Source organism: Streptomyces sp. NPDC031554 (assembly GCF_055580685.1).
Genome location: NZ_JBVIKX010000003.1, coordinates 591,929 through 611,796, shown reverse-complemented (window position 1 = coordinate 611,796; position 19,868 = coordinate 591,929). Strand labels below are relative to the sequence as shown.

At 73.0% G+C, this 19,868-nt stretch carries 16 protein-coding genes and 1 tRNA gene; 12 read left to right on the top strand and 5 right to left on the bottom strand.

Going from position 1 to position 19,868, the window contains the following annotated elements:
• Window positions 1-45: 45 nt before the first annotated feature.
• Window positions 46-711, bottom strand: coding sequence for a bifunctional DNA primase/polymerase (locus ACZ5FU_RS11400; protein WP_469045252.1), 666 nt, complete (start codon window positions 709-711; stop codon window positions 46-48).
• Window positions 712-1,227: 516 nt separating this feature from the next.
• Between ACZ5FU_RS11400 and ACZ5FU_RS11395 the strand changes: the two genes are divergently transcribed.
• From ACZ5FU_RS11395 to pdxR, 3 genes are all read left to right on the top strand, one after another.
• Complete coding sequence (locus ACZ5FU_RS11395) at window positions 1,228-2,736, top strand: PP2C family protein-serine/threonine phosphatase (RefSeq protein WP_468834253.1); 1,509 nt, start codon at window positions 1,228-1,230, stop codon at window positions 2,734-2,736.
• 123 nt (window positions 2,737-2,859) lie between these two features.
• Window positions 2,860-4,317: an aminopeptidase P family protein gene (locus tag ACZ5FU_RS11390; RefSeq protein ID WP_451528814.1), complete on the top strand. Its 1,458-nt coding sequence runs from the start codon at window positions 2,860-2,862 to the stop codon at window positions 4,315-4,317.
• 91 nt (window positions 4,318-4,408) lie between these two features.
• Complete coding sequence (gene pdxR, locus ACZ5FU_RS11385) at window positions 4,409-5,782, top strand: MocR-like pyridoxine biosynthesis transcription factor PdxR (protein ID WP_451780671.1); 1,374 nt, start codon at window positions 4,409-4,411, stop codon at window positions 5,780-5,782.
• Window positions 5,783-6,217: 435 nt separating this feature from the next.
• Here pdxR and ACZ5FU_RS11380 read toward each other — a convergent pair whose 3' ends face one another.
• The 3 genes from ACZ5FU_RS11380 to ACZ5FU_RS11370 form a co-directional block, all read right to left on the bottom strand.
• Window positions 6,218-7,057 carry a triphosphoribosyl-dephospho-CoA synthase gene (locus ACZ5FU_RS11380; protein ID WP_451780673.1) on the bottom strand — a complete coding sequence of 280 codons (840 nt, stop codon included), beginning with the start codon at window positions 7,055-7,057 and terminating at the stop codon, window positions 6,218-6,220.
• 9 nt (window positions 7,058-7,066) lie between these two features.
• Window positions 7,067-8,026, bottom strand: coding sequence for an intradiol ring-cleavage dioxygenase (locus ACZ5FU_RS11375; protein ID WP_451780675.1), 960 nt, complete (start codon window positions 8,024-8,026; stop codon window positions 7,067-7,069).
• Between the two features lie 145 nt (window positions 8,027-8,171).
• Window positions 8,172-8,630, bottom strand: coding sequence for an ATP-binding protein (locus ACZ5FU_RS11370; RefSeq protein WP_451528810.1), 459 nt, complete (start codon window positions 8,628-8,630; stop codon window positions 8,172-8,174).
• 241 nt (window positions 8,631-8,871) lie between these two features.
• On the opposite strand from ACZ5FU_RS11370, the gene ACZ5FU_RS11365 reads away from it, so the two are divergent.
• From ACZ5FU_RS11365 to ACZ5FU_RS11325, 9 genes are all read left to right on the top strand, one after another.
• Window positions 8,872-9,711, top strand: a complete 840-nt coding sequence (locus tag ACZ5FU_RS11365; RefSeq protein ID WP_451528809.1) for a hypothetical protein — start codon at window positions 8,872-8,874, stop codon at window positions 9,709-9,711.
• 177 nt (window positions 9,712-9,888) lie between these two features.
• Entirely contained in the window at window positions 9,889-10,644 is a 756-nt protein-coding gene (locus ACZ5FU_RS11360) for a YcnI family copper-binding membrane protein (RefSeq protein ID WP_451528827.1), read from the top strand.
• A gap of 81 nt (window positions 10,645-10,725) precedes the next feature.
• Window positions 10,726-11,373: an SCO family protein gene (locus ACZ5FU_RS11355; protein WP_451528808.1), complete on the top strand. Its 648-nt coding sequence runs from the start codon at window positions 10,726-10,728 to the stop codon at window positions 11,371-11,373.
• A gap of 20 nt (window positions 11,374-11,393) precedes the next feature.
• The gene (locus ACZ5FU_RS11350; protein WP_451528826.1) at window positions 11,394-11,843 is read left to right on the top strand and encodes a copper chaperone PCu(A)C; all 450 of its coding nucleotides are present in this window, start codon (window positions 11,394-11,396) and stop codon (window positions 11,841-11,843) included.
• Window positions 11,844-11,856: 13 nt separating this feature from the next.
• Window positions 11,857-13,866: a copper resistance CopC/CopD family protein gene (locus tag ACZ5FU_RS11345; protein WP_451780678.1), complete on the top strand. Its 2,010-nt coding sequence runs from the start codon at window positions 11,857-11,859 to the stop codon at window positions 13,864-13,866.
• 7 nt (window positions 13,867-13,873) lie between these two features.
• The gene (gene efeB, locus ACZ5FU_RS11340; RefSeq protein ID WP_451780680.1) at window positions 13,874-15,151 is read left to right on the top strand and encodes an iron uptake transporter deferrochelatase/peroxidase subunit; all 1,278 of its coding nucleotides are present in this window, start codon (window positions 13,874-13,876) and stop codon (window positions 15,149-15,151) included.
• A gap of 141 nt (window positions 15,152-15,292) precedes the next feature.
• Window positions 15,293-16,225, top strand: coding sequence for a prephenate dehydratase (gene pheA / locus ACZ5FU_RS11335; protein ID WP_451528805.1), 933 nt, complete (start codon window positions 15,293-15,295; stop codon window positions 16,223-16,225).
• Between the two features lie 525 nt (window positions 16,226-16,750).
• A complete protein-coding gene (gene serS / locus ACZ5FU_RS11330) occupies window positions 16,751-18,028 on the top strand; it encodes a serine--tRNA ligase (RefSeq protein ID WP_451528804.1) in 1,278 nt (425 codons plus the stop codon).
• Entirely contained in the window at window positions 18,025-18,837 is an 813-nt protein-coding gene (locus ACZ5FU_RS11325; RefSeq protein ID WP_451528803.1) for an HAD family hydrolase, read from the top strand. Before serS ends, ACZ5FU_RS11325 begins: the two co-directional genes overlap by 4 nt.
• Window positions 18,838-19,127: 290 nt before the next feature.
• Here ACZ5FU_RS11325 and ACZ5FU_RS11320 read toward each other — a convergent pair.
• Window positions 19,128-19,214, bottom strand: a tRNA-Ser gene (locus ACZ5FU_RS11320).
• Window positions 19,215-19,868 lie beyond the last annotated feature (654 nt).

Below are 19,868 nucleotides of genomic sequence, written 5' to 3'. Positions count from 1 at the left end.
TAACGAGCGGAGGCGGACGTCCCGCCCGGCGGGCGCCCGACACCCTTACAACTCGGGCGCGCTCACACCCGTACGAGTGAGGGCGTCGACGACCGCGTCCACCACGGCCTCCACGTCGGGCACCCAGGGCGAGGCGGAGCCGGGCAGCGGCGCGCGCTCCCAGCGGATGTCGCCCTGACCGGTCTCCGAGGGGGGCAGGGCGAGGTAACCGCCCTCACCGTGGAAGCGCAGCGAGCCGGGGACGAAGTCCTTGGCGTACAACAGCTCGCCCAACTGCTCCATGGAGTAGGGCCGGACGAGGATCGACCAGCGGGTGTCCGAGGCGACGACCGGGCCGAGCCGTATGCCCTGCCGGTCGAGCGCGACGAGTGCGCGGGAGGCCGCGAGGGCGGGCAGGCTGACCGCACAGGGCGCCTTCCCGCCGGTGGCCAGGACGATCGGCGCCGTCGGACGGTTGGCCCACCACCAGCGGATCATGCGTGCGTCGGTGGTGGCCGTCAGCAGGCCGGGATCGAAGGGATGCGCACCGGGCACCGAGCATTCCGGGTCGGGGCAGCCGCACCGGGAGGTTCCCGATGGGTTCGCCGTCACGCCCGGGAGTACGGGCCACTGCCATTCCGTCGCGAAGGTGAGGGCCGCGTCGATCAGTCCGGTCCCCCCGTCGCTCCGCCGGGACAGGAGCCTGCGTCGCCTTCCGAGGATCTCGCGCATGAGCGCTCGTTCCTTTCCGTTGCACCGCTGGCAACACCGTGGGTCACATCACGTCATGTGTCGATCACTTCACTGTGCGTACCTGTTGGCGCATCACACCCCTGCACGGGACAAGGGAAACCCCTGGAGGTCGAGCACTGGCTGCGCTTGCGCGGCCGCTCCGTCCCTTACCGCACCCATCCGGAGCGTGGGCCTGGCGCGGGGTGGCGAAGTCTGGCGTTTTGCCGTGCGCGTATTTCTCTCCGCCTCCGCCACGGGAGGATGGGGCACGGTCGTCGGTGGCTAGGACGCCGGGGCCGGCCACCAGGTTCCGAGTGACTCCCGACGACCCCTGGCCCTTACCGAGTACGTACCCATCACGACCGCTGTGACGCTCCGTGGAGCAAGCCCAGTCGACCGCAGACACCCGTCACCCGATGCAGTTTTCAGCCAACTTCGCTATTACGCAAGGGAGGCGGACAAAACATGACCGACAAACCCTCCGACCCCACGGACACCAGTGATCCCGGCAGGACAATGCTGGACATCCCCTCACGACTGCGTGTACATGTGGAGACACCGGCAGCGGCGCAGAACGACATGGGGGTTTGCGATGCTTTTGAGCAATACGCACCGGTCCGAGAGCCGGACGACATGAACGCCCCTCACCCTTCCAAAGTGGCCGGAATCGATTCAACGGTTCCCTCGCCCGCCCAGACTGTCGCGCCCGCGCCCGTGGCCCCGGCTGCCCCACCGGTCCCTCCCGGCGCGGGAGCGCTCCTCCAGGACCGGCTGGCCGGCTGGGTCTCCGATCTCACGACGCTCCACGAACTCACCGAACACCTGTCCCGTACGGCCACGCTGGCCGACGCCCTCCAGGAGGTGCTGCGGGCCGGATCCGCCCTGGTGGGCGCCCGGCGCGGGCTCGTCGTCCTGGAACCCGCCGACGGCCTGGGTCCCGACACCACGATCGGCCTCGGCCTCGGCCGCGCCGACCTCGGCCACATCGAGACCGTGCCGCGCAGCTCCCTGCCGTACGGCCGCATCCTCGACGGTCTGCCCGGCGGCGAGGGCGGGATCGCCCATCCCGACCTGCTCTCCGAGGACGGCCTCGACCCCCGGCACCGCGAGGTGGCCGCCCGTCTCGGCTACGCCGCCAGCTACGCCCTGCCCCTGACCGCCGGTGAGGGCGCCGACCGCCTGGGCGCGGCCGTCTGGCTCTACGACGAGCCCGCCGAGCCGGCCGAGCGCCGGCGCCACCTGGTCGGGCTCTACGTGCGCCACGCCGCCGAGCACCTCGCGCGCCTCCTCGAGCTCGAGCGCACGCGCGCGTGCATGACGACGATGACGGAGGAACTGCTGCCCTCCCGGCTGCCGCGGGTGGCCGGGGTCCAGCTCGCCGCCCGCCACCGCACCGGTCCGCACGGCGGCGGCGACTGGTACGACGCGCTGCCGCTGCCCGACGCGGCGCTGGGCCTGGCCGTCGGTTCCGTCACCGGCTCCGGGCCGAGCGCCGTGGCCGCGATGGGCCGGCTGCGCGCCTCCCTGCGGGCGTACGCCGTGATGGAGGGTGAGGACCCCGTCGCCGTCCTGTCCGACCTGGAACTTCTGCTGCGGCTGACCGAGCCCGCGCGGTCGGCCACCGCGCTGTTCGCCTACTGCGAGCCCGCGCTGCGCAGGATCACCCTGGCCGGCGCCGGACACTGCCCGCCCCTGCTGGTGGGCGCGCGGCGCACCGAGTTCGTCGAGACGTCGGTGTCCGCGCCGCTGGGCATGCTGGCCTGCTGGGAGGCGCCGAGCGTGGAGCTGGAGGCCGAGCCCGGGGAGACGGTGCTGCTCTACACCGACGGCCTGCTGCACCGTACCGGCGACCCCGTCGACCGCGCCTTCGCCCGGCTGCACGCGGCCGCGGCCGGAGTCCCCCGGTCGGTCCGCCACGACCCGGACGCGGTCGCCGACCACGTGCTGCGGGCGGTGCTGCCGGAAGGACTGGACGCGGCCGACGGCGCGGAGGACGTCGTCCTGCTCGCGGCGCGCTTCGAGTGAGGGTCGCAGCGGGCCGTCCGGCCCGTCGTGTTCCCGGAGCGGTAAGAGGTCCTTCGCCCCTGGGCCCCCTTCTGTACGACCGTACGATGGAGAGGGCCCAGTGCCGTATCGAGGAGGATGACCGTGGCGGAAGAGCTCCCGGAGACCCCGGAGACCGCTGAAGAAGAGCCGATCAAAGCACGCAAGAACGGCCTGTACCCGGGCGTGTCCGACGAGCTGGCCGAGAACATGAAGTCCGGCTGGGCCGACACGGAGCTGCGCGATCTGGAGCCGATCGCCCAGGCCGCCGAGACCGCCGCCCGCCGCGCCGCGCTCTCCGCGCGCTTCCCGGGCGAGCGCCTGGTGATCCCCGCCGGCAACCTGAAGACCCGCTCGAACGACACGGAGTACGCCTTCCGCGCCTCGGTCGAGTACGCCTACCTCACCGGCGACCAGACCGAGGACGGCGTGCTGGTCCTGGAGCCCAGGGGCGAGGGCCACACCGCGACGATCTACCTCCTGCCGCGCTCCGACCGTGAGAACGGCGAGTTCTGGCTCTCCGGCCAGGGCGAGCTGTGGGTCGGCCGACGGCACTCCCTCTCCGAGGCCGGCAAGCTGTACGGCATCCCCGCCGCCGACGTGCGCGAGCTGGCCGCCCTGCTGCGCGAGGCCACCGGCCCGGTGCGGGTCGTGCGCGGCCACGACGCCGGCATCGAGGCCGCGCTGACCGACAAGGTCACCGCCGAGCGCGACGAGGAGCTGCGCGTCTTCCTCTCCGAGGCCCGCCTGGTCAAGGACGAGTTCGAGATCGGCGAGCTGCAGAAGGCCGTCGACTCCACGGTCCGCGGCTTCGAGGACGTGGTGAAGGTCCTCGACAGGGCCGAGGCGACGAGCGAGCGCTACATCGAGGGCACGTTCTTCCTCCGCGCGCGCGTGGAGGGCAACGACGTCGGTTACGGCACCATCGCCGCCGCCGGCCCGCATGCCTGCACGCTGCACTGGGTGCGCAACGACGGGCCCGTGCGCTCCGGCGACCTGCTCCTGCTGGACGCGGGCGTCGAGACGCACACGTACTACACCGCCGACGTCACGCGGACGCTGCCGGTCGACGGCCGCTTCAGCGAGATCCAGAAGAAGATCTACGACGCCGTGTACGACGCCCAGGAGGCCGGCATCGCGGCCGTGCGGCCGGGCGGCAAGTACCGCGACTTCCACGACGCGGCGCAGCGCGTGCTGACCGAGCGGCTCGTCGAGTGGGGGCTGGTCGAGGGACCCGTGGAGCGGGTGCTGGAGCTGGGCCTGCAGCGCCGCTGGACGCTGCACGGCACCGGGCACATGCTCGGCATGGACGTCCACGACTGCGCCGCCGCGCGCGTGGAGTCGTACGTCGACGGGACGCTGGAACCGGGCATGGTGCTGACGGTCGAGCCGGGGCTGTACTTCCAGGCCGACGACCTGACCGTGCCGGAGGAGTACCGCGGCATCGGCGTCCGGATCGAGGACGACATCCTGGTCACCCCGGAGGGCAACCGCAATCTGTCCGACGGTCTGCCGCGGCGGTCCGACGAGGTGGAGGCGTGGATGGCCTCGCTCAAGGGCTGACGACCGGGCCGACGGCCGGGTACCGCACCGGTACCCGGCCGTCGCCGTGCCGGTTTCGCGCACACGTGCGCGTACCCGGGGGGAGGGCTTCGTGGACGACTTCTGGTCGGGGGCCGGTGTCGACCTGCACCTGGAGACCGACGGCAGCGCGGGGCGGCGGGCCGGGTTGGAACGGGCGCTGCGGGACGCCGTGCGGGACGGGCGGCTCGCCCCGGGCACCCGGCTGCCGGCCACCCGGCGGCTCGCGACCGAGACCGGCGTCTCGCGCAACACCGTCAAGGCCGCGTACGACCAGCTGGTCGCCGAGGGCTACCTGACCGCACGGCAGGGTTCGGGCACCCGGGTCGCCGCGCCGGCCTCCGCCGCCGCCGAACCGCCGGCCGCCGCCGCACGCGCGCGTGAGCCCCGCTTCGACCTGCGGCCCGGCAGCCCCGACGTCGGCGCCTTCCCGGCCGCGGCCTGGCTGCGCGCCCTGCGCCGCGCGATCGCCACGGCCCCCTCCCCGGCGTACGACTACGGCGACCCGCGCGGGCGGACGGAGCTGCGGACCGCGCTGTCGGGATACCTGGGGCGGGCGCGCGGGGTGATCGCGCCGCCGGAACGGATCGTGATCACCTCCGGGTACGTGCAGGGGCTCGCGCTGCTCACGCGCGTGCTGGAGGGGGCCCGGGTGGGCATGGAGGACCCCGGCCTGCCGTTCCACCGGGAGGTCGTGCGGCGCAACGGCGGGCACGTGGTGCCGGTGCCGGTCGACGAGCGGGGCGCGCGCACGGGGGAGCTCGGCGACCTCGGGGCGGTGGTCGTCACGCCCGCGCACCAGTACCCGACCGGCGTGACGCTGCACCCGGAGCGACGGCGGGCGTTGACGGACTGGGCACGCGCGCGCGGCGCGCTGATCGTCGAGGACGACTACGACGGCGAGTTCCGCTACGACCGGCGGCCCGTCGGCGCCCTCCAGGGGATGGCACCGGGACAGGTGGCCTACCTCGGCACCGTCTCGAAGACCCTCGGACCCGCCCTGCGGCTGGGCTGGATGGTGCTGCCGCCACACCTCGTCGACGCCGTCGCCGACGCCAAGCTGCACAGCGACCACCACACCGAGACCATCGGTCAGCTGGCCCTCGCCGAGCTGATCACCGAGCACGCCTACGACCGTCATGTGCGCGCGTGCCGGCTGCGCTACCGGCGCCGCAGGGACCTGCTCCTCGACCGGTTGGGGGCGCGCCGGGGAGTGCGCGGGATCGCGGCCGGGCTGCACGCGCTGGTCGAGGTCCGCGACGAGGCGGAGGTGCTGGAGCGGGCGGAGGCCGAGGGCCTCGCGGTCGGCCGGCTCGGTGACCACTGGCACACGCGGGAGGACACCGGGGGGCGTCCGCAGGGACTGGTGGTGGGGTACGGGACACCGCGGGAACGGGCCTGTGCGGAAGCGCTGGACGTGCTGGTGAAGGTGTTGGAAGGGGCCTGAACGGCGCTCCTGCACCCGGCTCGGCGGGCCATCGGGACGGGGGCCCGGCCGGCCGGGGCCCGGCCGGCTGCCGGGCCGACGTCCGGCCGGTGCTGTCGACGGCCCACCGGACCTCTGGCCTCGTGAGCACGACCGGGACGCCGCCGCGGTGGCTGCTCGCCCCGCCCCGGCCGACCGCGTGGGCGAGCGCCACGGGCCGGGCACCGGACACCGGACACCGGACAGCAAGGACCTTCCGGCACGGGCGTCACCGTCGCCCGCACCCTCGGCCCGCTCGTCCTGACCGCTCTCCTCGTGAGGTGGGGCACGCCGGTCCTGCCGCCGCTCGCCGGACCGGCCCCGGCGGCCCCGCACGCCCTGAGCCCGGCGGCACGAGAGTGTGCCGCCGGGCGGGGAAGCGGCGCCGGGGAGGCGGCGCCGTCCGGTCGGTCCCGGTCAGCCGGGCCGGTGCGGCGAGGGCGGCGCGAGCGGCAGGGTGTCCACGAACAGGGCACCCGCCAGCAGGCCGGCGCTGCCGCGCGGGCTCCACACGCGCGCGTGGAGGTCGGCGTCGAACGCGGTCAGGGCCGTGCGGCCCGCCTCCGTCGCCGCGCCGCCCGCCTCGAGGACCGCACGGGCACCCGCCTGGACGTGCCGCAGGCCCGCCGGGCCCGCGTCGTACAGGAGTTCGGTGTCCTGGAGCGTGGACATCACGGTGAGCAGGGCGTCGAGCCGGGCCTCCTCCTCGCTCGCGCCGGCCGAGCGGGCTCCGCCGAGCGCGGCCAGCGCCCGCCGGACGTGCGGGAACCCGGCCCGTGCCTCACCCCGGGCGCCGGCCGCGCCGTACCGCGCCGACACCGTCGAGCCGCGTGACGGGCGGCGCGGGGCGCCCCGGTCGGTGTGCGCGGCGATCCGCTTGGCGACGTGGGCGACCTCGGCACCCCGCGCGCGGGGATCCAGCGCGGCCGCCGAGACCAGCAGGCCGAGGGTCCACAGCGCGCCCCGGTGGCCGCCTCCGGCCAGCCCCACCGTGTGCTCGGCGCACCGCCCGATCGCCCCCAGCTCGGCACGCAGCCGCGGGGTGGGTTCGCCGGTGCGGCGGGCGGCGGCGGCCATCGCCGCGAGGCCGGGCGCGAGCGCCTTCGCCGACCAGCGCAGCCCGCGGTGGTCGCGGCGGGTGACGCGGGCGGCGAGGTCGCGCGGGTCGGGCAGCCCGGGCTTGGGGACCAGGGCCAGTTGTCCGGTCAGCGCGGCCACGGCGGCCTGCGCGAGCGTCTCGTCCTCACGGCTGGTCATCGCCGTACCCTACGAGGACGCGGAGGCCGTCGGGGAGTCGGTCGGCGGAGTACCGGTCGGGGCTCCGCTCGGCGGGGCTCCGGTCGGGGCACCGCTCGGAGGGGTGCCGCCGCCACCGCCGCCGCCCGCGCCGGTGTTCTCCGCGTCGGGGTCGACGCCCAGCGTCAGGGAGCCCTTGTAACCCTTGGACGGGTCGGCCTTCTTGACGGGCTCGAGGGTCAGCAGGCCGCTGGAGGCGCCACCGCCGTCGTAGACCATGTCGTCGTCGAGCCTGGTGTAGGTGCCGGAGTGCCGGGCGTAGGGCTCCAGCGTGAAGATCTCCTCGGCGATGTCGTCGGCGAAGAAGAGCTGGCCGGTGTGGTTGACCTTGCCGCCCTCGTAGGTGCCGTCCTCCTTCTCGCCGCCGGTGTGGACCTTGAGGTGGATGTGGCAGGTGCGGGGCGTGTACCAGCCAGGGAAGATCGTCTCGAACTTGACGACCCCGTTGGCGTTGGCGATCTGGTAGCCGCGCAGATAGGTGCCGTCGTCCGCGGTCGAACCGTCCTCGCTCTCGGCCGGGGCCGAGCCGCCGGGGTTGGCGGTGGTGTAGCCGGAGTAGTAGCCCCACGCGTCGCAGTGCCAGATCTCCACCGCCGCGCCGGGCACCGGGGTGCAGCCGTCGGTGGCGTCCACGACGGTCAGGCGCAGGGTCAGCGGGACGCCGCTCTTGCCCTCGGTGATGTCCTTGCGCACCAAGGCGCCGTCGAGGTAGTACGGCCCCTCGGTGACGCTCGACATCAGCGTCATGCAGGCGCCGTCGGCCGAGGACGCCGAAGCGGTGGCCGTCGCCGTGGTCTCCGTTTCCGTCGTCGTGCCGGCGAACGCCGACCGGTAGCCGGCGACGGCGAGGCCGCCGGCCGCGACCGTGCCGCCGGTCACCGCGAGGGCGCGGCGCCGGGTGATGGAGGTGTCCTTGTGGTTTCCCGTCATGGACACGAAATCTAGGAACACGACCCGTCAGGGACGTGGGCGGAAGCTGGCAAGCGGCTGTGAGTGCCGTCCGGGCCGGGGCCGTCGAAGCCGTTGCCGTCGCAGCCGTTGCCGTCCGAGCCGGGGCCGCCCTGCCGACGGGACGTCAGACGGCCATGAGCGGTGCGCCCTTGCGCCACTTGAGGATCTTGTCGAAGCTGACCACGGCGCCGCCGAGCCCCGGCTCGTTGCCGATGTGGACGTGGTCGGCGAGTTCCCGGATGAGGTACAGACCGCGGCCCGCCTCGGCGTCCGCGTGCGCGGGAACGGGGGTGGGGGCGGAACGTCCGGCCGTGAAGCCGGGGCCCGAGTCGGCGACCTCGATGTGGCACTTCTCGCCGTCGAGGTAGGCGGTGACCCGGTAGGCCTCCGAACAGCCTCCGTGCGCCGCGCTCCTCCCACCGTGCTCGACGGCGTTGGCGCAGGCCTCGCTCAGGGCGACGGAGAGGTCGTACGAGACGTCGGGGTCGACGCCCGCCGTCTCCATCGCGCCGAGCAGCAGACGCCGGGCCAGCGGCACGCTCGCGGCCTCGCGCCGCAGATGGAGTGACCACCAGATGCTCATGCTCCAGCCTCCAGGCCGCGGCTCGACATACCGATACGTATTGCCGCCCTGCACGGTAAGTAAGCGCGATTTCCGCGTGACGCCGCCCATACGGGGGGTGTGGGGGCCGCGGAGAACGGTGTATGCGCGCCCCAGCGGGACCATCCCCACCGCTCGCATCAGAAGGTGTTCTTCCGGTTCGGGGGAATCCCGTGGACCTGGCGTACGGCCGCCGCGGAGCCAGTGCGATGATGAGCCCGCCATGACCGACCCCCATCAGCGCACGGCGCGCTCCGGAGGTGCTCTCCGGCTGCTGCGGGCCGCGGTGTTCGCCGCGGTCTGCGTCGTGCTGGCCGGGGCCGGTCACACGCTCGCCTCCTGCGCCGCCGTCCCGCTGTGGACGCTGGGCGCCGGATTCCTGGGGGTCCTCGCGGTCGTGGTGCCGCTCGCCGGGCGCGAGCGGTCGCTGCCGGGCATCGCGGCCCTGCTCGCCGTCGGGCAGACCGCCCTGCACACCCTGTTCGGCCTCGGCCAGCACGGGGTGACGGCCGCCGCCTCGACCACGACGACCACCGCCTCCGACGCGGCACTGATCGAGCGGGCCGCACGGCTCGTGTGCGGGGCCACCGCCGCCGCACTGAGCCCGGCCCAGGCCCAGAGGATCCTCGTCGAGGCCCGGCTCCAGCCGAGCGGGGACGGCCCGGGTACCCGGGCCGTCATGGGGTCGATGCACCATCCGGCGGACGCCCTGACCGGCACCCCGGGATCCTCGACGGCACTGCTGCCGTCCCTGCCGATGCTGCTCGCCCACGTCCTCGCCGCCGTCGCCGCCGGATGGCTGCTGCGGCGCGGCGACTCGGCCCTGCTGCGGCTCATGGCCCTGTCCGCGCACGGCGTCGCCGAAGCCGCGTGCGTACGGTCCCTGCGCGGGGCGCTCGCCCTGGTGCGCGCCCTGCTCGCCGGGCTGCCCGCCCTGCCGGAGGCCGGTCCGCGCGTCCCGCGCACCGCGCTCCTCCCTTCCCCCGGGGCGCCCGTGGAGGCGCTCCAGCACACGGTGATCAGGCGCGGTCCGCCGGCCGCCGTCCTCGTCCTCGCTGCCTGACACGACGCGACCAGCACTCCACTTCACGGGGAGGGGCGGCCGCCGTCGTGCGGCACGCGCGCGTGCGCACGCTTCCGCGTGTCCACGCCCGGCCCCCTCGCGGCCGGACCTCACCGTTTCCCAGCGTCGTACCTCACTCGAAGTGGAGTGCTCACCATCATGGTCATGAAGCCTGCCCTGAAGGTCTCCCGCGTCGCCGCCGCCGCTGCCGTGGCCGGTTCCGCCGTTCTCGTCCTGTCCGCGCCCGCCTTCGCGCACGTCAGCGTGCAGCCGGAGGGCTCGGCCGCGAAGGGCGGCTACGCCGTCGTGAACTTCCGCGTCCCCAACGAGCGCGACAACGCCTCGACCACCGCGCTGGAGGTCAACTTCCCGGCCGACACCCCGCTCTCCTCGGTGATGCCGCAGAAGATCGACGGCTGGAAGATCACCGTCACCAAGAGCAAGCTCGCCAAGCCGCTGGTGGTGCACGAGCGGCAGATCTCCGAGGTCGTCTCCAAGGTGACCTGGACCGCCGACGGCAAGGGCATCGAGCCCGGCTTCATCCAGCAGTTCCCGGTCTCCATCGGCGCCCTGCCCGAGGACGCCGACCAGCTCGTCTTCAAGGCGATCCAGACCTACTCCAACAAGGAGGTCGTGCGCTGGATCGAGGTGCAGAAGGAGGGCGCCGAGGAGCCGGCGAACCCGGCACCGGTGCTCGCCCTGTCCGCCGCCGAGGACGACCACTCCCACGGTTCGTCCGCCGAGGAGTCGTCCGACAAGTCCGGTGACGCCGAGCCGGCCGCCGACGGGACCGCCACCACCGAGGCCGCCGACTCCTCCGACGGCACCGACACCACCGCCCGGGTCCTGGGCGTCGCCGGCATCGTCGTCGGGGTCGCCGGTGGGGCCTACGGCGTGCTCGCCACCCGCCGCCGGGCCGCCGACGCCTCCTGAGGCCCGCTCGTCCGCGGTGCGCGCCGGGGGCCTCCACGCCCCCGGCGCGCGCCGGAGTTCACACCACTGGGACATCTCTCCATGCGCAAGAAGACGTTCGCCGCGGCCGCGCTGCTCGCCGCGGCCACCCTCACCCTCTCCGCCTGTGGCGGCGACGGCGGCACCGACCCCGTCGCGGTCGTCTCCGAGGACTCCTCGCAGCAGGCCGCGACCGTGCTCGACCAGCCCTTCACCAAGCCGGACCTGGTCCTGACCGACACCCAGGGCAAGCCCTACGACCTCCGCGAGGAGACCGCCGGCCGCCCGACGCTGGTGTACTTCGGCTACACCCACTGCCCGGACGTCTGCCCGCTGACGATGAACAACATCGCCGTGGCGAAGAAGCAGCTGTCCAAGGCGGACCAGGACGCCCTGCGCGTCGTGTTCGTCACCACCGACCCGGACCGCGACACCCCGGCCGCCCTCGGCACCTGGCTCAAGGGCATCGACTCCCAGGTGGTCGGCCTGACCGGCGAGTTCGCCACCATCCAGACCGCCGCACGCGCCCTCGGCATCTCCATCGAGCCGCCGCACAAGGACAAGAACGGCAAGGTCGTCTCCACCCACGGCACCCAGGTCATCGCCTTCTCCCCGAAGACCGACGGCGGGTACCTCCTCTACGGCGAGGACGCCAAGGTCGACGACTACATCAAGGACCTGCCCAGGATCGTCAAGGGACAGAACCCGTGAGGCGGCCCGTCGCCCGCGTCATGGCACTGACCGGTGCCCTGACCACCGCCCTGGTCCTCGCGGGCTGCGGTTCCGGCTCGGGTTCCGGCGACACGGCGGCCGATCTGACCGTCAGCGCCGCCTACATGCCGCAGCCGGTCTCCGCCTCCATGGCCGCGGGCTTCCTGACCGTCACCAACAAGGGCGGCACGAAGGACGAGCTGACCTCCGTCACCAGCGATGCCGCCGACAGCGTGACCGTCCACGAGACCGTCGGCGGGGCCATGCGGGAGGTCGACTCCCTGGAGGTCCCGGCCGGCGGTCGGCTCCGGCTGGCCAGCGGCGGGAACCACCTGATGTTCGAAAACCTGAAGCGGAAGCCGCTGCAGGGCGAGAAGGTGACCGTGGAACTGCACTTCGCCGACTCCGGGACGGTCGAGGTCGAGATGCCGGTGGAATCCGCCACCTACACCCCGAACACCGGAAGCTGAGGGAGGGACCGCCTTGCCCACGACCATCGCCCCCAGGATCCGGACGCTGGTGCTGCTGCTCCTGGCCGTCGCCGGCGTGCTCCTCGCCGGCGCCGGGCAGGCCTCCGCGCACGCCGCGCTGACCGGCAGTGACCCCGCGCAGGGGACGGTGGTCGAGACGGCGCCCGCCCAGGTCTCGCTGACCTTCTCCGAGCAGGTCTCCACCGGGGCCGACTCCGTGCGCGTGCTCGACCCGAAGGGCAGGCGCGTCGACACCGGCGAGCCGTCCGCCGTCGGCGGCACCACCTACGCCCTCCAGCTGCACTCGGGGCTGCCCGACGGCACATACACGGTGACCTACCAGGTGGTGTCCGCGGACAGTCATCCCGTCGCCGGCGCCTACACCTTCTCCATCGGTGCTCCCTCCGCGACCAGCGTCCCGGCGACCGCACGGGAGGCCGGCGGAGGAGTCGTCGGCAGGCTCTACGACGTCGGGCGGTACCTGTCCTACGCCGGATTCATCGTCCTGGCCGGCGGGGCCGCCTTCGTCCTGGGCTGCTGGCCGGGCGGTGCGGGCGTGCGGGCCGTGCAGCGGCTCGTCGTCTCCGGCTGGCTCGCGCTCACCTCCGCCACGCTCTTCCTGCTGCTCCTGCGCGGCTCCTACACCGGCTCCGGCACGATCGGCGACGTCTTCGACCTCGAACTGCTCGGACAGGTCCTGCAGACCAAGCCGGGCGCCGCGCTCGTCTCCCGGCTGCTGCTGCTGGCCGCGGCCGCCCTGTTCATCGCCGTGCTCTTCGGCGCGTACGACAAGCGGGAGGGCGCGGAGAAACGGGACCTGACCTTCGGACTCGCCGTCGGCGGGGCCGTCGTTGCGGCCGGGCTCGCGGCGAGCTGGGCGATGGCCGAGCACGCGTCCGCCGGGCTCCAGCCGGGCATCGCGATGCCGGTGGACGTCGTCCACCTGCTGGCCGTCGCCGGCTGGCTCGGCGGGCTGTGCGCACTCCTCGTGGCGCTGTACCGGGGTGGTGCCCCGGTGGAGGCGTCGGTCGTCCGCCGGTTCTCCCGGGTCGCCTTCGGCTGTGTCGTCATCCTCGTCGTGACCGGCGTCTACCAGTCGTGGCGCCAGCTCGGCTCCTGGTCCGCCTTCACCGAGACCCGCTACGGGCAGCTCCTGCTCGTCAAGATCGGGCTGGTGGCGCTGCTCGTCGGCGTCGCCTGGATCTCACGACGGTGGACCGACCGGTTGGGGGAGACGGTGCCGGCCGGGGCGACAGCGGCGGAGACGGCGACGGCGACGGCGACGGCGGAGACGACGACGGAGACGGTGGCTGGGGAAACGACGGAGACCGGGACGACGGAGGCCGGGACGACAGGTGTCGCGGCGGAGGCAGGTGCCGAGAAGGCGGCCGGGGCTGCACCCGGTTCCATGACCGGGTCCGCGTCAGGGGCCGGGTCCGCCGACGCCGAGCGGGCCGTCCAGCTCGCGCGGCAGCGGGCCGCCGTGGACGCGACGCGGCAGAAGCGGCTGCGTGACGCCGACCCACAGCGGTTCGGCCTGCGCCGTTCGGTACTGGCCGAGGCGGTGGTCGCCGCCACCCTGCTCGCCGTCGCCACGATGCTGACCTCCACCGAACCCGGCCGTACGGAGCAGGACGCCAAGGCGGCCACCGCGGCCTCCTCGTCCGCGACGGACACCTCGGGAGCCGTGACCCTCGACATGTCCTTCGACACCGGCGGTACCGACGGCAAGGGGGTCGTCAGCGTCGACATCGACCCCGCGCGCACCGGCGCCAACGAGATGCACGTCTATGTGACCCGGCCCAACGGGCGCGCCTTCGACGTGCCCGAGGTGAAGGTCGCCTTCACTCTCGAGAGCGAGAAGATCGGGCCGCTGCCCGTCACCCCCGACCACATCACCACCGGCCACTGGTCGGCGAACGAGGTCCAGATTCCCGTGGCCGGCGAATGGCAGGTCGCCGTGACCGTGCGGACCTCCGACATCGACCAGGTGACCGTCTCCAAGAACGCGCAGATCGGCTGAACGACCCATGTCTGACCAGACCCTTCCGAAGGCCCCGGAGAAGCCCCTGTCCCCCGACGCACCCAGGGCGGGCCTGACACGGCGCAAGCTGCTCGGCACCGCCGGGGCCACCGGGATCGTGATCGGCGCCGCGGGCGGGGCGGCCGGCTACGCCGCGGCGCCGGCCCAGGCCGCCCCCTTGTCCTCGATCGGGTCGGACCGGGCGATGTTCCACGTGAAACATCAGCCCGGCATCATCCAGGGACTCCAGGCCCGCGGTCATCTCGTCGCCTTCGACCTCGCGGCGGGCGCGGACCGCAAGGAAGCCGCGGCGTTGCTGCGCCGCTGGTCGCAGACGGCTCGCCGGCTGATGGCCGGGGAGGCCGCGGCGCACGACGACACCGACATCGCGCGGGACGCGGGCCCGTCCTCGCTGACGATCACCTTCGGCTTCGGTCACAGCTTCTTCGCCCGCACCGGTCTGGAGAAGCAGCGTCCGGTCGCCCTGGACCCCCTTCCCGACTTCTCCTCCGACCAGCTCGACGCGTCCCGCAGCAACGGCGACCTGTGGGTGCAGATCGGCGCCAACGACGCCCTGGTGGCCTTCCACGCCCTGCGCGCGATCCAGAAGGACGCGGGCAGGGCGGCGAAGGTCCGCTGGCAGATGAACGGCTTCAACCGCACACCGGGCGCGACCGCCCGTCCCATGACGGCCAGGAACCTGATGGGCCAGCTGGACGGCACCCGCAATCCGAAGCCGGCGGACACCGACTTCGACCGGCGGATCTTCGTGCCGGAGTCGGGGTCGAACGACCCGGCCTGGATGGCCAACGGCTCGTACGCCGTCGTACGCCGGATCCGTATGCTCCTCGACGACTGGGAGCGGCTGTCGGTCGCGGCGCAGGAGCAGGTCATCGGGCGCCGCAAGTCCGACGGGGCGCCGCTGTCCGGCGGGACCGAGACGACCGAGATGGACCTGGAGAAGACGGACGCCCGCGGCGATCTGGTCGTCCCGGTCAATGCCCATGCCCGGATCACCCGCCCCGACCAGAACGGGGGCGCGGCGATGCTGCGCCGGCCGTTCTCGTACCACGACGGCATCGATGCCGACGGGACGCCGGACGCAGGGCTGCTGTTCGTCTGCTGGCAGGCCGATCCGTTGCGCGGGTTCGTCACCGTGCAGCGCAAGCTGGACCGCGGGGACGCGTTGTCCGCGTACATCCGCCACGAGTCGAGCGGCCTGTTCGCGGTGCCGGGCGGGGCGCCGGAGGGTGAGTACGTGGGGCAGCGGCTGCTGGAGGGGTGAGACACACCGGGAGCGGGACACCCCGGTACGGGGCAGACCGGGAACGGGGCGCACCGGGGACAGGACACGCCGGTTCACTCGCGTGAGGGGTGCCTGTGAGACGCCGACTCCTCGTTCCGCGAGGCCCATTAGGGTGAGGTCATGCCAGCGAGTTACGCGTATCTCGGCCCTGAGGGCACCTTCACGGAGGTCGCCCTGCGCACGCTTCCGGAGGCGGCCACCCGGCAGCTGATTCCGTACGTGTCCGTGCAGTCCGCCCTCGACGCGGTCCGGACCGGGGAGGCCGAGGCCGCGTTCGTACCGATCGAGAACTCGGTCGAGGGCGGCATCACCACGACCCTCGACGAGCTGGTCGCGGGTGCGCCGTTGATGATCTACCGCGAGGTGTTGCTGTCGATCACCTTCGCGCTGCTGGTCAGGCCGGGTACGAAGCTGTCCGGGATCAAGACGGTCTCGGCTCACCCGGCCGCGCAGCCGCAGGTGCGCAACTGGCTCAGGACCCATCTCCCGGACGCCGTGTGGGAGTCGGCCGCCTCGAACGCGGACGCCGCGCGCCTGGTCCGCGAGGGCCGTTACGACGCCGCCTTCGCGGGCGAGTTCGCGGCCGCCCGGTACGGCCTCGAGGCGCTGGAGACGGAGATCCACGACGCGGAGAACGCACAGACGCGTTTCGTGCTGGTGGGCCGTCCCGCCCGGCCCGCCGCGCCGACCGGCGCCGACAAGACGTCCGTCGTGCTGTGGCAGCGTGACGACCATCCGGGCGGGCTGCGCGACCTGCTGGGCGAGTTCGCCACCCGTGGCATCAACCTCATGGTGCTCCAGTCGCGGCCGACCGGCGCCGGAATCGGCAACTACTGCTTCTGCATCGACGCGGCCGGTCACATCTCCGAGCGCGCGATGGCGGAGGCGCTCATGGGCCTGAAGCGCATCGGCCGGGATGTGCGTTTCCTCGGCTCGTACCCGCGTGCGGACGTGACCGCGGCGCAGGTGCGGACACCGCTGCCGGGAACCTCGGAGGGCGAGTTCATGGCGGCGGCGGAATGGGTCGCGCGCTGCCAGGACGGCCGGTCCTGAACCATGTCGGGCTGTCCCCATCTGGGGACAACCGTTGTCCACAGGAGTTATCCACAGGAAGCCGTCTCGGTCTGGGGACAAGTCGACACCGAAGCCGCATTCAGTCGACAAAGCACTCTGCATCCTCTCCGCGATCCCCCCATGCGTCGCACGCTTCTTCGTCCACCCGTTTCCTTCGATCAATCCTTTAGGGCGACCCTTTTCCACCCGAAAGTGAGCACACAAGGGGTTTGGCCAAGGAATTAGTCCCGCTCGACACTGCCCCGGAATGATCGATTCCGATATCCACAGATCTTTCGCACAGCCTGTGGATAACTTTCCGGAGGTGGACCCTCCTGTGGACAACCGCCTTCAAGTACCGTCTCGCAGAGGGAAGTCGAGTCGGCGCCCGACCGTCGCGCCGCGAGGCCGGCCCGTCCGGTAATGCGCGGGAATACACGGGGCATTCGCCCCATAACGGACCGTGAGGCGCGTTCCGCAATAGTGAGTCGTGGGCCGTCACCCCACACCGGTAGCCTTGACCACGTGATTGACCTTCGCCTGCTTCGTGAGGACCCCGACCGTGTGCGCGCGTCCCAGCGCGCCCGTGGAGAGGACGTCGCGCTCGTCGACTCCCTCCTGTCTGCCGACGAGCGGCGCAGGTCGTCCGGCGTCCGCTTCGACGAGCTGCGCGCCGAGCAGAAGGCGCTCGGCAAGCTCATCCCCAAGGCCTCCCCGGACGAGAAGGCCGAGCTCCTGAAGAAGGCAAGCCAGCTCGCCGCCGACGTCAAGTCCGCCGACGCCGAGCGCGACGCGGCCGACACCGAGACCCAGGAGCTCCTCCTCCGACTCAGCAACCTCGTGCACCCCGAGGTGCCCGTGGGCGGCGAGGAGGACTTCGTCGAGCTGGAGACGCACGGCACGATCCGCGACTTCGGCACCGAGGGCTTCGAGCCCAAGGACCACCTGGAGCTCGGCCGGCTGCTGGGCGCCATCGACGTCGAACGCGGCGCCAAGGTCTCCGGTTCGCGGTTCTACTTCCTCACCGGCGTCGGCGCGCTGCTGGAGCTGGCCCTGGTCAACGCGGCGATCGCCCAGGCCACGGCGGCCGGCTTCACGCCGATGCTGACCCCGGCCCTGGTCCGCCCGCAGTCCATGGCGGGCACCGGCTTCCTCGGCCAGGCGGCTCAGGACGTCTACCACCTCGCCCAGGACGATCTCTACCTCGTCGGCACCTCCGAGGTCGCCCTCGCCGCGTACCACATGGACGAGATCATCGAAGCCGACCGGTTGCCGCTGCGCTACGCCGGCTTCTCCCCGTGCTTCCGCCGCGAGGCCGGCTCGCACGGCAAGGACACCAAGGGCATCTTCCGCGTCCACCAGTTCGACAAGGTGGAGATGTTCTCCTACGTCGCCCCGGAGGACTCGCAGGCGGAGCACCAGCGCCTGCTGGAGTGGGAGAAGCAGTGGCTGACCTCGCTGGAGCTGCCGTTCCGCGTGATCGACGTCGCCTCCGGTGACCTCGGTTCCTCGGCCGCCCGCAAGTTCGACTGCGAGGCCTGGATCCCGACCCAGGGCAAGTACCGCGAGCTGACCTCGACGTCGGACTGCACCGAGTTCCAGTCCCGCCGCCTGTCGATCCGCGTCCGCGAGGGGAAGCAGGTCCGTCCGCTGGCCACGCTCAACGGCACCCTGTGCGCCGTCCCGCGCACGATCGTGGCGATCTTGGAGAACCACCAGCTGGCCGACGGCTCCGTGCGGGTGCCCGAGGTGCTGCGGCCCTACCTCGGCGGCCGGGAAGTCCTGGAGCCGGTGGCCAAGTGAGCGACGCCGCCCCCGGGTTCCCGTACCGACTGATCGCGACCGACCTCGACGGGACGCTGCTGCGCTCCGACGAGTCGATCTCGCTCCGCACCCGTGACGCCCTCGCCGCGGTCACCGCGGCGGGCGCGTCCCACATCGTGGTGACCGGTCGCGGGGTCCCGTGGACCCGGCACATCCTCGACGACCTCGGCTACGACGGTCTCGCGGTCTGCGGTCAGGGCGCCCAGGTCTACGACGCCGGCGCGCACCGCCTGCTGACCTCGGTGACCCTGGACCGGCAGCTGGCCGGGGTGGCACTGGCGAAGATCGAGGCCGAGGTGGGCCCGCTGTACCTGGCGGCGAGCCGGGACGGACTGGACGGGGAGGTGCTGGTCGGCCCCGGTTACGCGGTCACCGGAACACTCCCCTCGACGCCGTTCACCGACGCGTCGGACCTCTGGTCCGCCCCGCTGAACAAGATCTACATACAGCATCCCGAGCTGTCGGACGACGAGCTGGCCGAGGCGGCCCGTCAGACGGCGGGCGGCTTCGTCTCGGTCGCGATGGCCGGCGCGGGGATCGTGGAACTGCTCCCCCTCGGCCTGTCCAAGGCCACCGGCCTCTCCCTGGCGGCCCGCCGCCTGGGTCTGAAGGCCGCCGACACCATCGCCTTCGGCGACATGCCCAACGACATCCCCATGTTCGCCTGGTCCGCCAGGAGCGTGGCCATGGCCAACGCCCACCCGGACCTGAAAGCGGTCGCCGACGAACTGACCACCTCCAACGAGGAGGACGGCATAGCGGTGGTCCTGGAAAGGCTCCTGGGCTAGACACGTCGGAACCGCTCGGCCGGGCCGACGGCCGGCGCTACCGGCCTCGGCAGGTCGACGGACCGGTGGGCGGGTCACGAGGCCGGCCACCGGTCGGGGCCGTCATAAGGCTGCCGCAAGGCGACGACCGCGGCGGCCGGCGTCCCGGATCGCCGCAGGCGACCAGGGCGCCGGGAACCGCGTGACCGCCACCCCTGTCGGCCGACGGCCGTCCGCTGCGGTGGCGGTCGCCTCACCTTCTCGGTCCCCCGGGGCCAGGACCTCGGCCCGGTCGAAGTGACGACGTCCCGCGGAGGATGCACGAATCGAACGTGCTCGGGGTTCCCCCCCCGACCACGGCTCAGCAAGCCGGTGCCTTGCCACTCGGCCGATCCTCCGGGTGGGCGGCCCACGCGAGAGCGACATCGCGTGCTCGAAGCGGCCGCCCCGGGCAGCTCCCCGTGCGGGGCGGACTCCATGGAGGGACGACTACTCCGGAGACCACCGTCGGCTGCCCTGTCGGGAGCCGGACGTACTGCCGTGCATGGGCATCGTCCTGCTCCTCTCCCAGCGTGTGGCGCCGTCTCTCCGACGCCGCGGACGACAACCATCCTGCTCGCGGACCGAGTGGGATGCCACCGAATAAAACAGCTGTGCGAGTGACGGAGGCCCTCCGGGTCCGGCATCCCGCCGAGCCACCTCGGCCGGGTGCCGCCCCAGGGCCTGTCCGGCGGGCCGGGTCGGAGGAGAACGACGGCGCCTTGGGGCCGGGGTGCACGGGTCCGGTACGTCCCGGCCGCGCGCCGCCGGGGACACTCCGCCGAGGGGAGGTCGTGCCGGACCCGCGTCCCCGGCACGATCCGCCGGGCCGGCGCTTGGGTCCGTCGTTCGAATCAGGCGGCAAGAAGTCGGCGGTGTCCTGCAGCCCGAACGAGGGGAGGCCGGTACGTCCGGCCGCAAGGCCGAGGAGGGCGTCGACGCGATGGGGGTTCCCCCGCGCGAGCGCAGCCGGGCGTGGGGGCAACCGACGACAACACCGCTGGGGGCACCCC

Excerpts from the sequence above, each read along its gene's own strand:
- ACZ5FU_RS11365 (WP_451528809.1), top strand. The coding sequence starts at position 8,872 with ATGACCGACCCCCATCAGCGCACGGCGCGCTCCGGAGGTGCTCTCCGG.
- ACZ5FU_RS11380 (WP_451780673.1), bottom strand. The coding sequence starts at position 7,057 with ATGACCAGCCGTGAGGACGAGACGCTCGCGCAGGCCGCCGTGGCCGCG.
- pheA (WP_451528805.1), top strand. The coding sequence starts at position 15,293 with ATGCCAGCGAGTTACGCGTATCTCGGCCCTGAGGGCACCTTCACGGAG.
- ACZ5FU_RS11370 (WP_451528810.1), bottom strand. The coding sequence starts at position 8,630 with ATGAGCATCTGGTGGTCACTCCATCTGCGGCGCGAGGCCGCGAGCGTG.
- ACZ5FU_RS11395 (WP_468834253.1), top strand. The coding sequence starts at position 1,228 with ATGCTGGACATCCCCTCACGACTGCGTGTACATGTGGAGACACCGGCA.
- ACZ5FU_RS11350 (WP_451528826.1), top strand. The coding sequence starts at position 11,394 with ATGGCACTGACCGGTGCCCTGACCACCGCCCTGGTCCTCGCGGGCTGC.
- ACZ5FU_RS11375 (WP_451780675.1), bottom strand. The coding sequence starts at position 8,026 with ATGACGGGAAACCACAAGGACACCTCCATCACCCGGCGCCGCGCCCTC.
- ACZ5FU_RS11400 (WP_469045252.1), bottom strand. The coding sequence starts at position 711 with ATGCGCGAGATCCTCGGAAGGCGACGCAGGCTCCTGTCCCGGCGGAGC.
- efeB (WP_451780680.1), top strand. The coding sequence starts at position 13,874 with ATGTCTGACCAGACCCTTCCGAAGGCCCCGGAGAAGCCCCTGTCCCCC.
- ACZ5FU_RS11355 (WP_451528808.1), top strand. The coding sequence starts at position 10,726 with ATGCGCAAGAAGACGTTCGCCGCGGCCGCGCTGCTCGCCGCGGCCACC.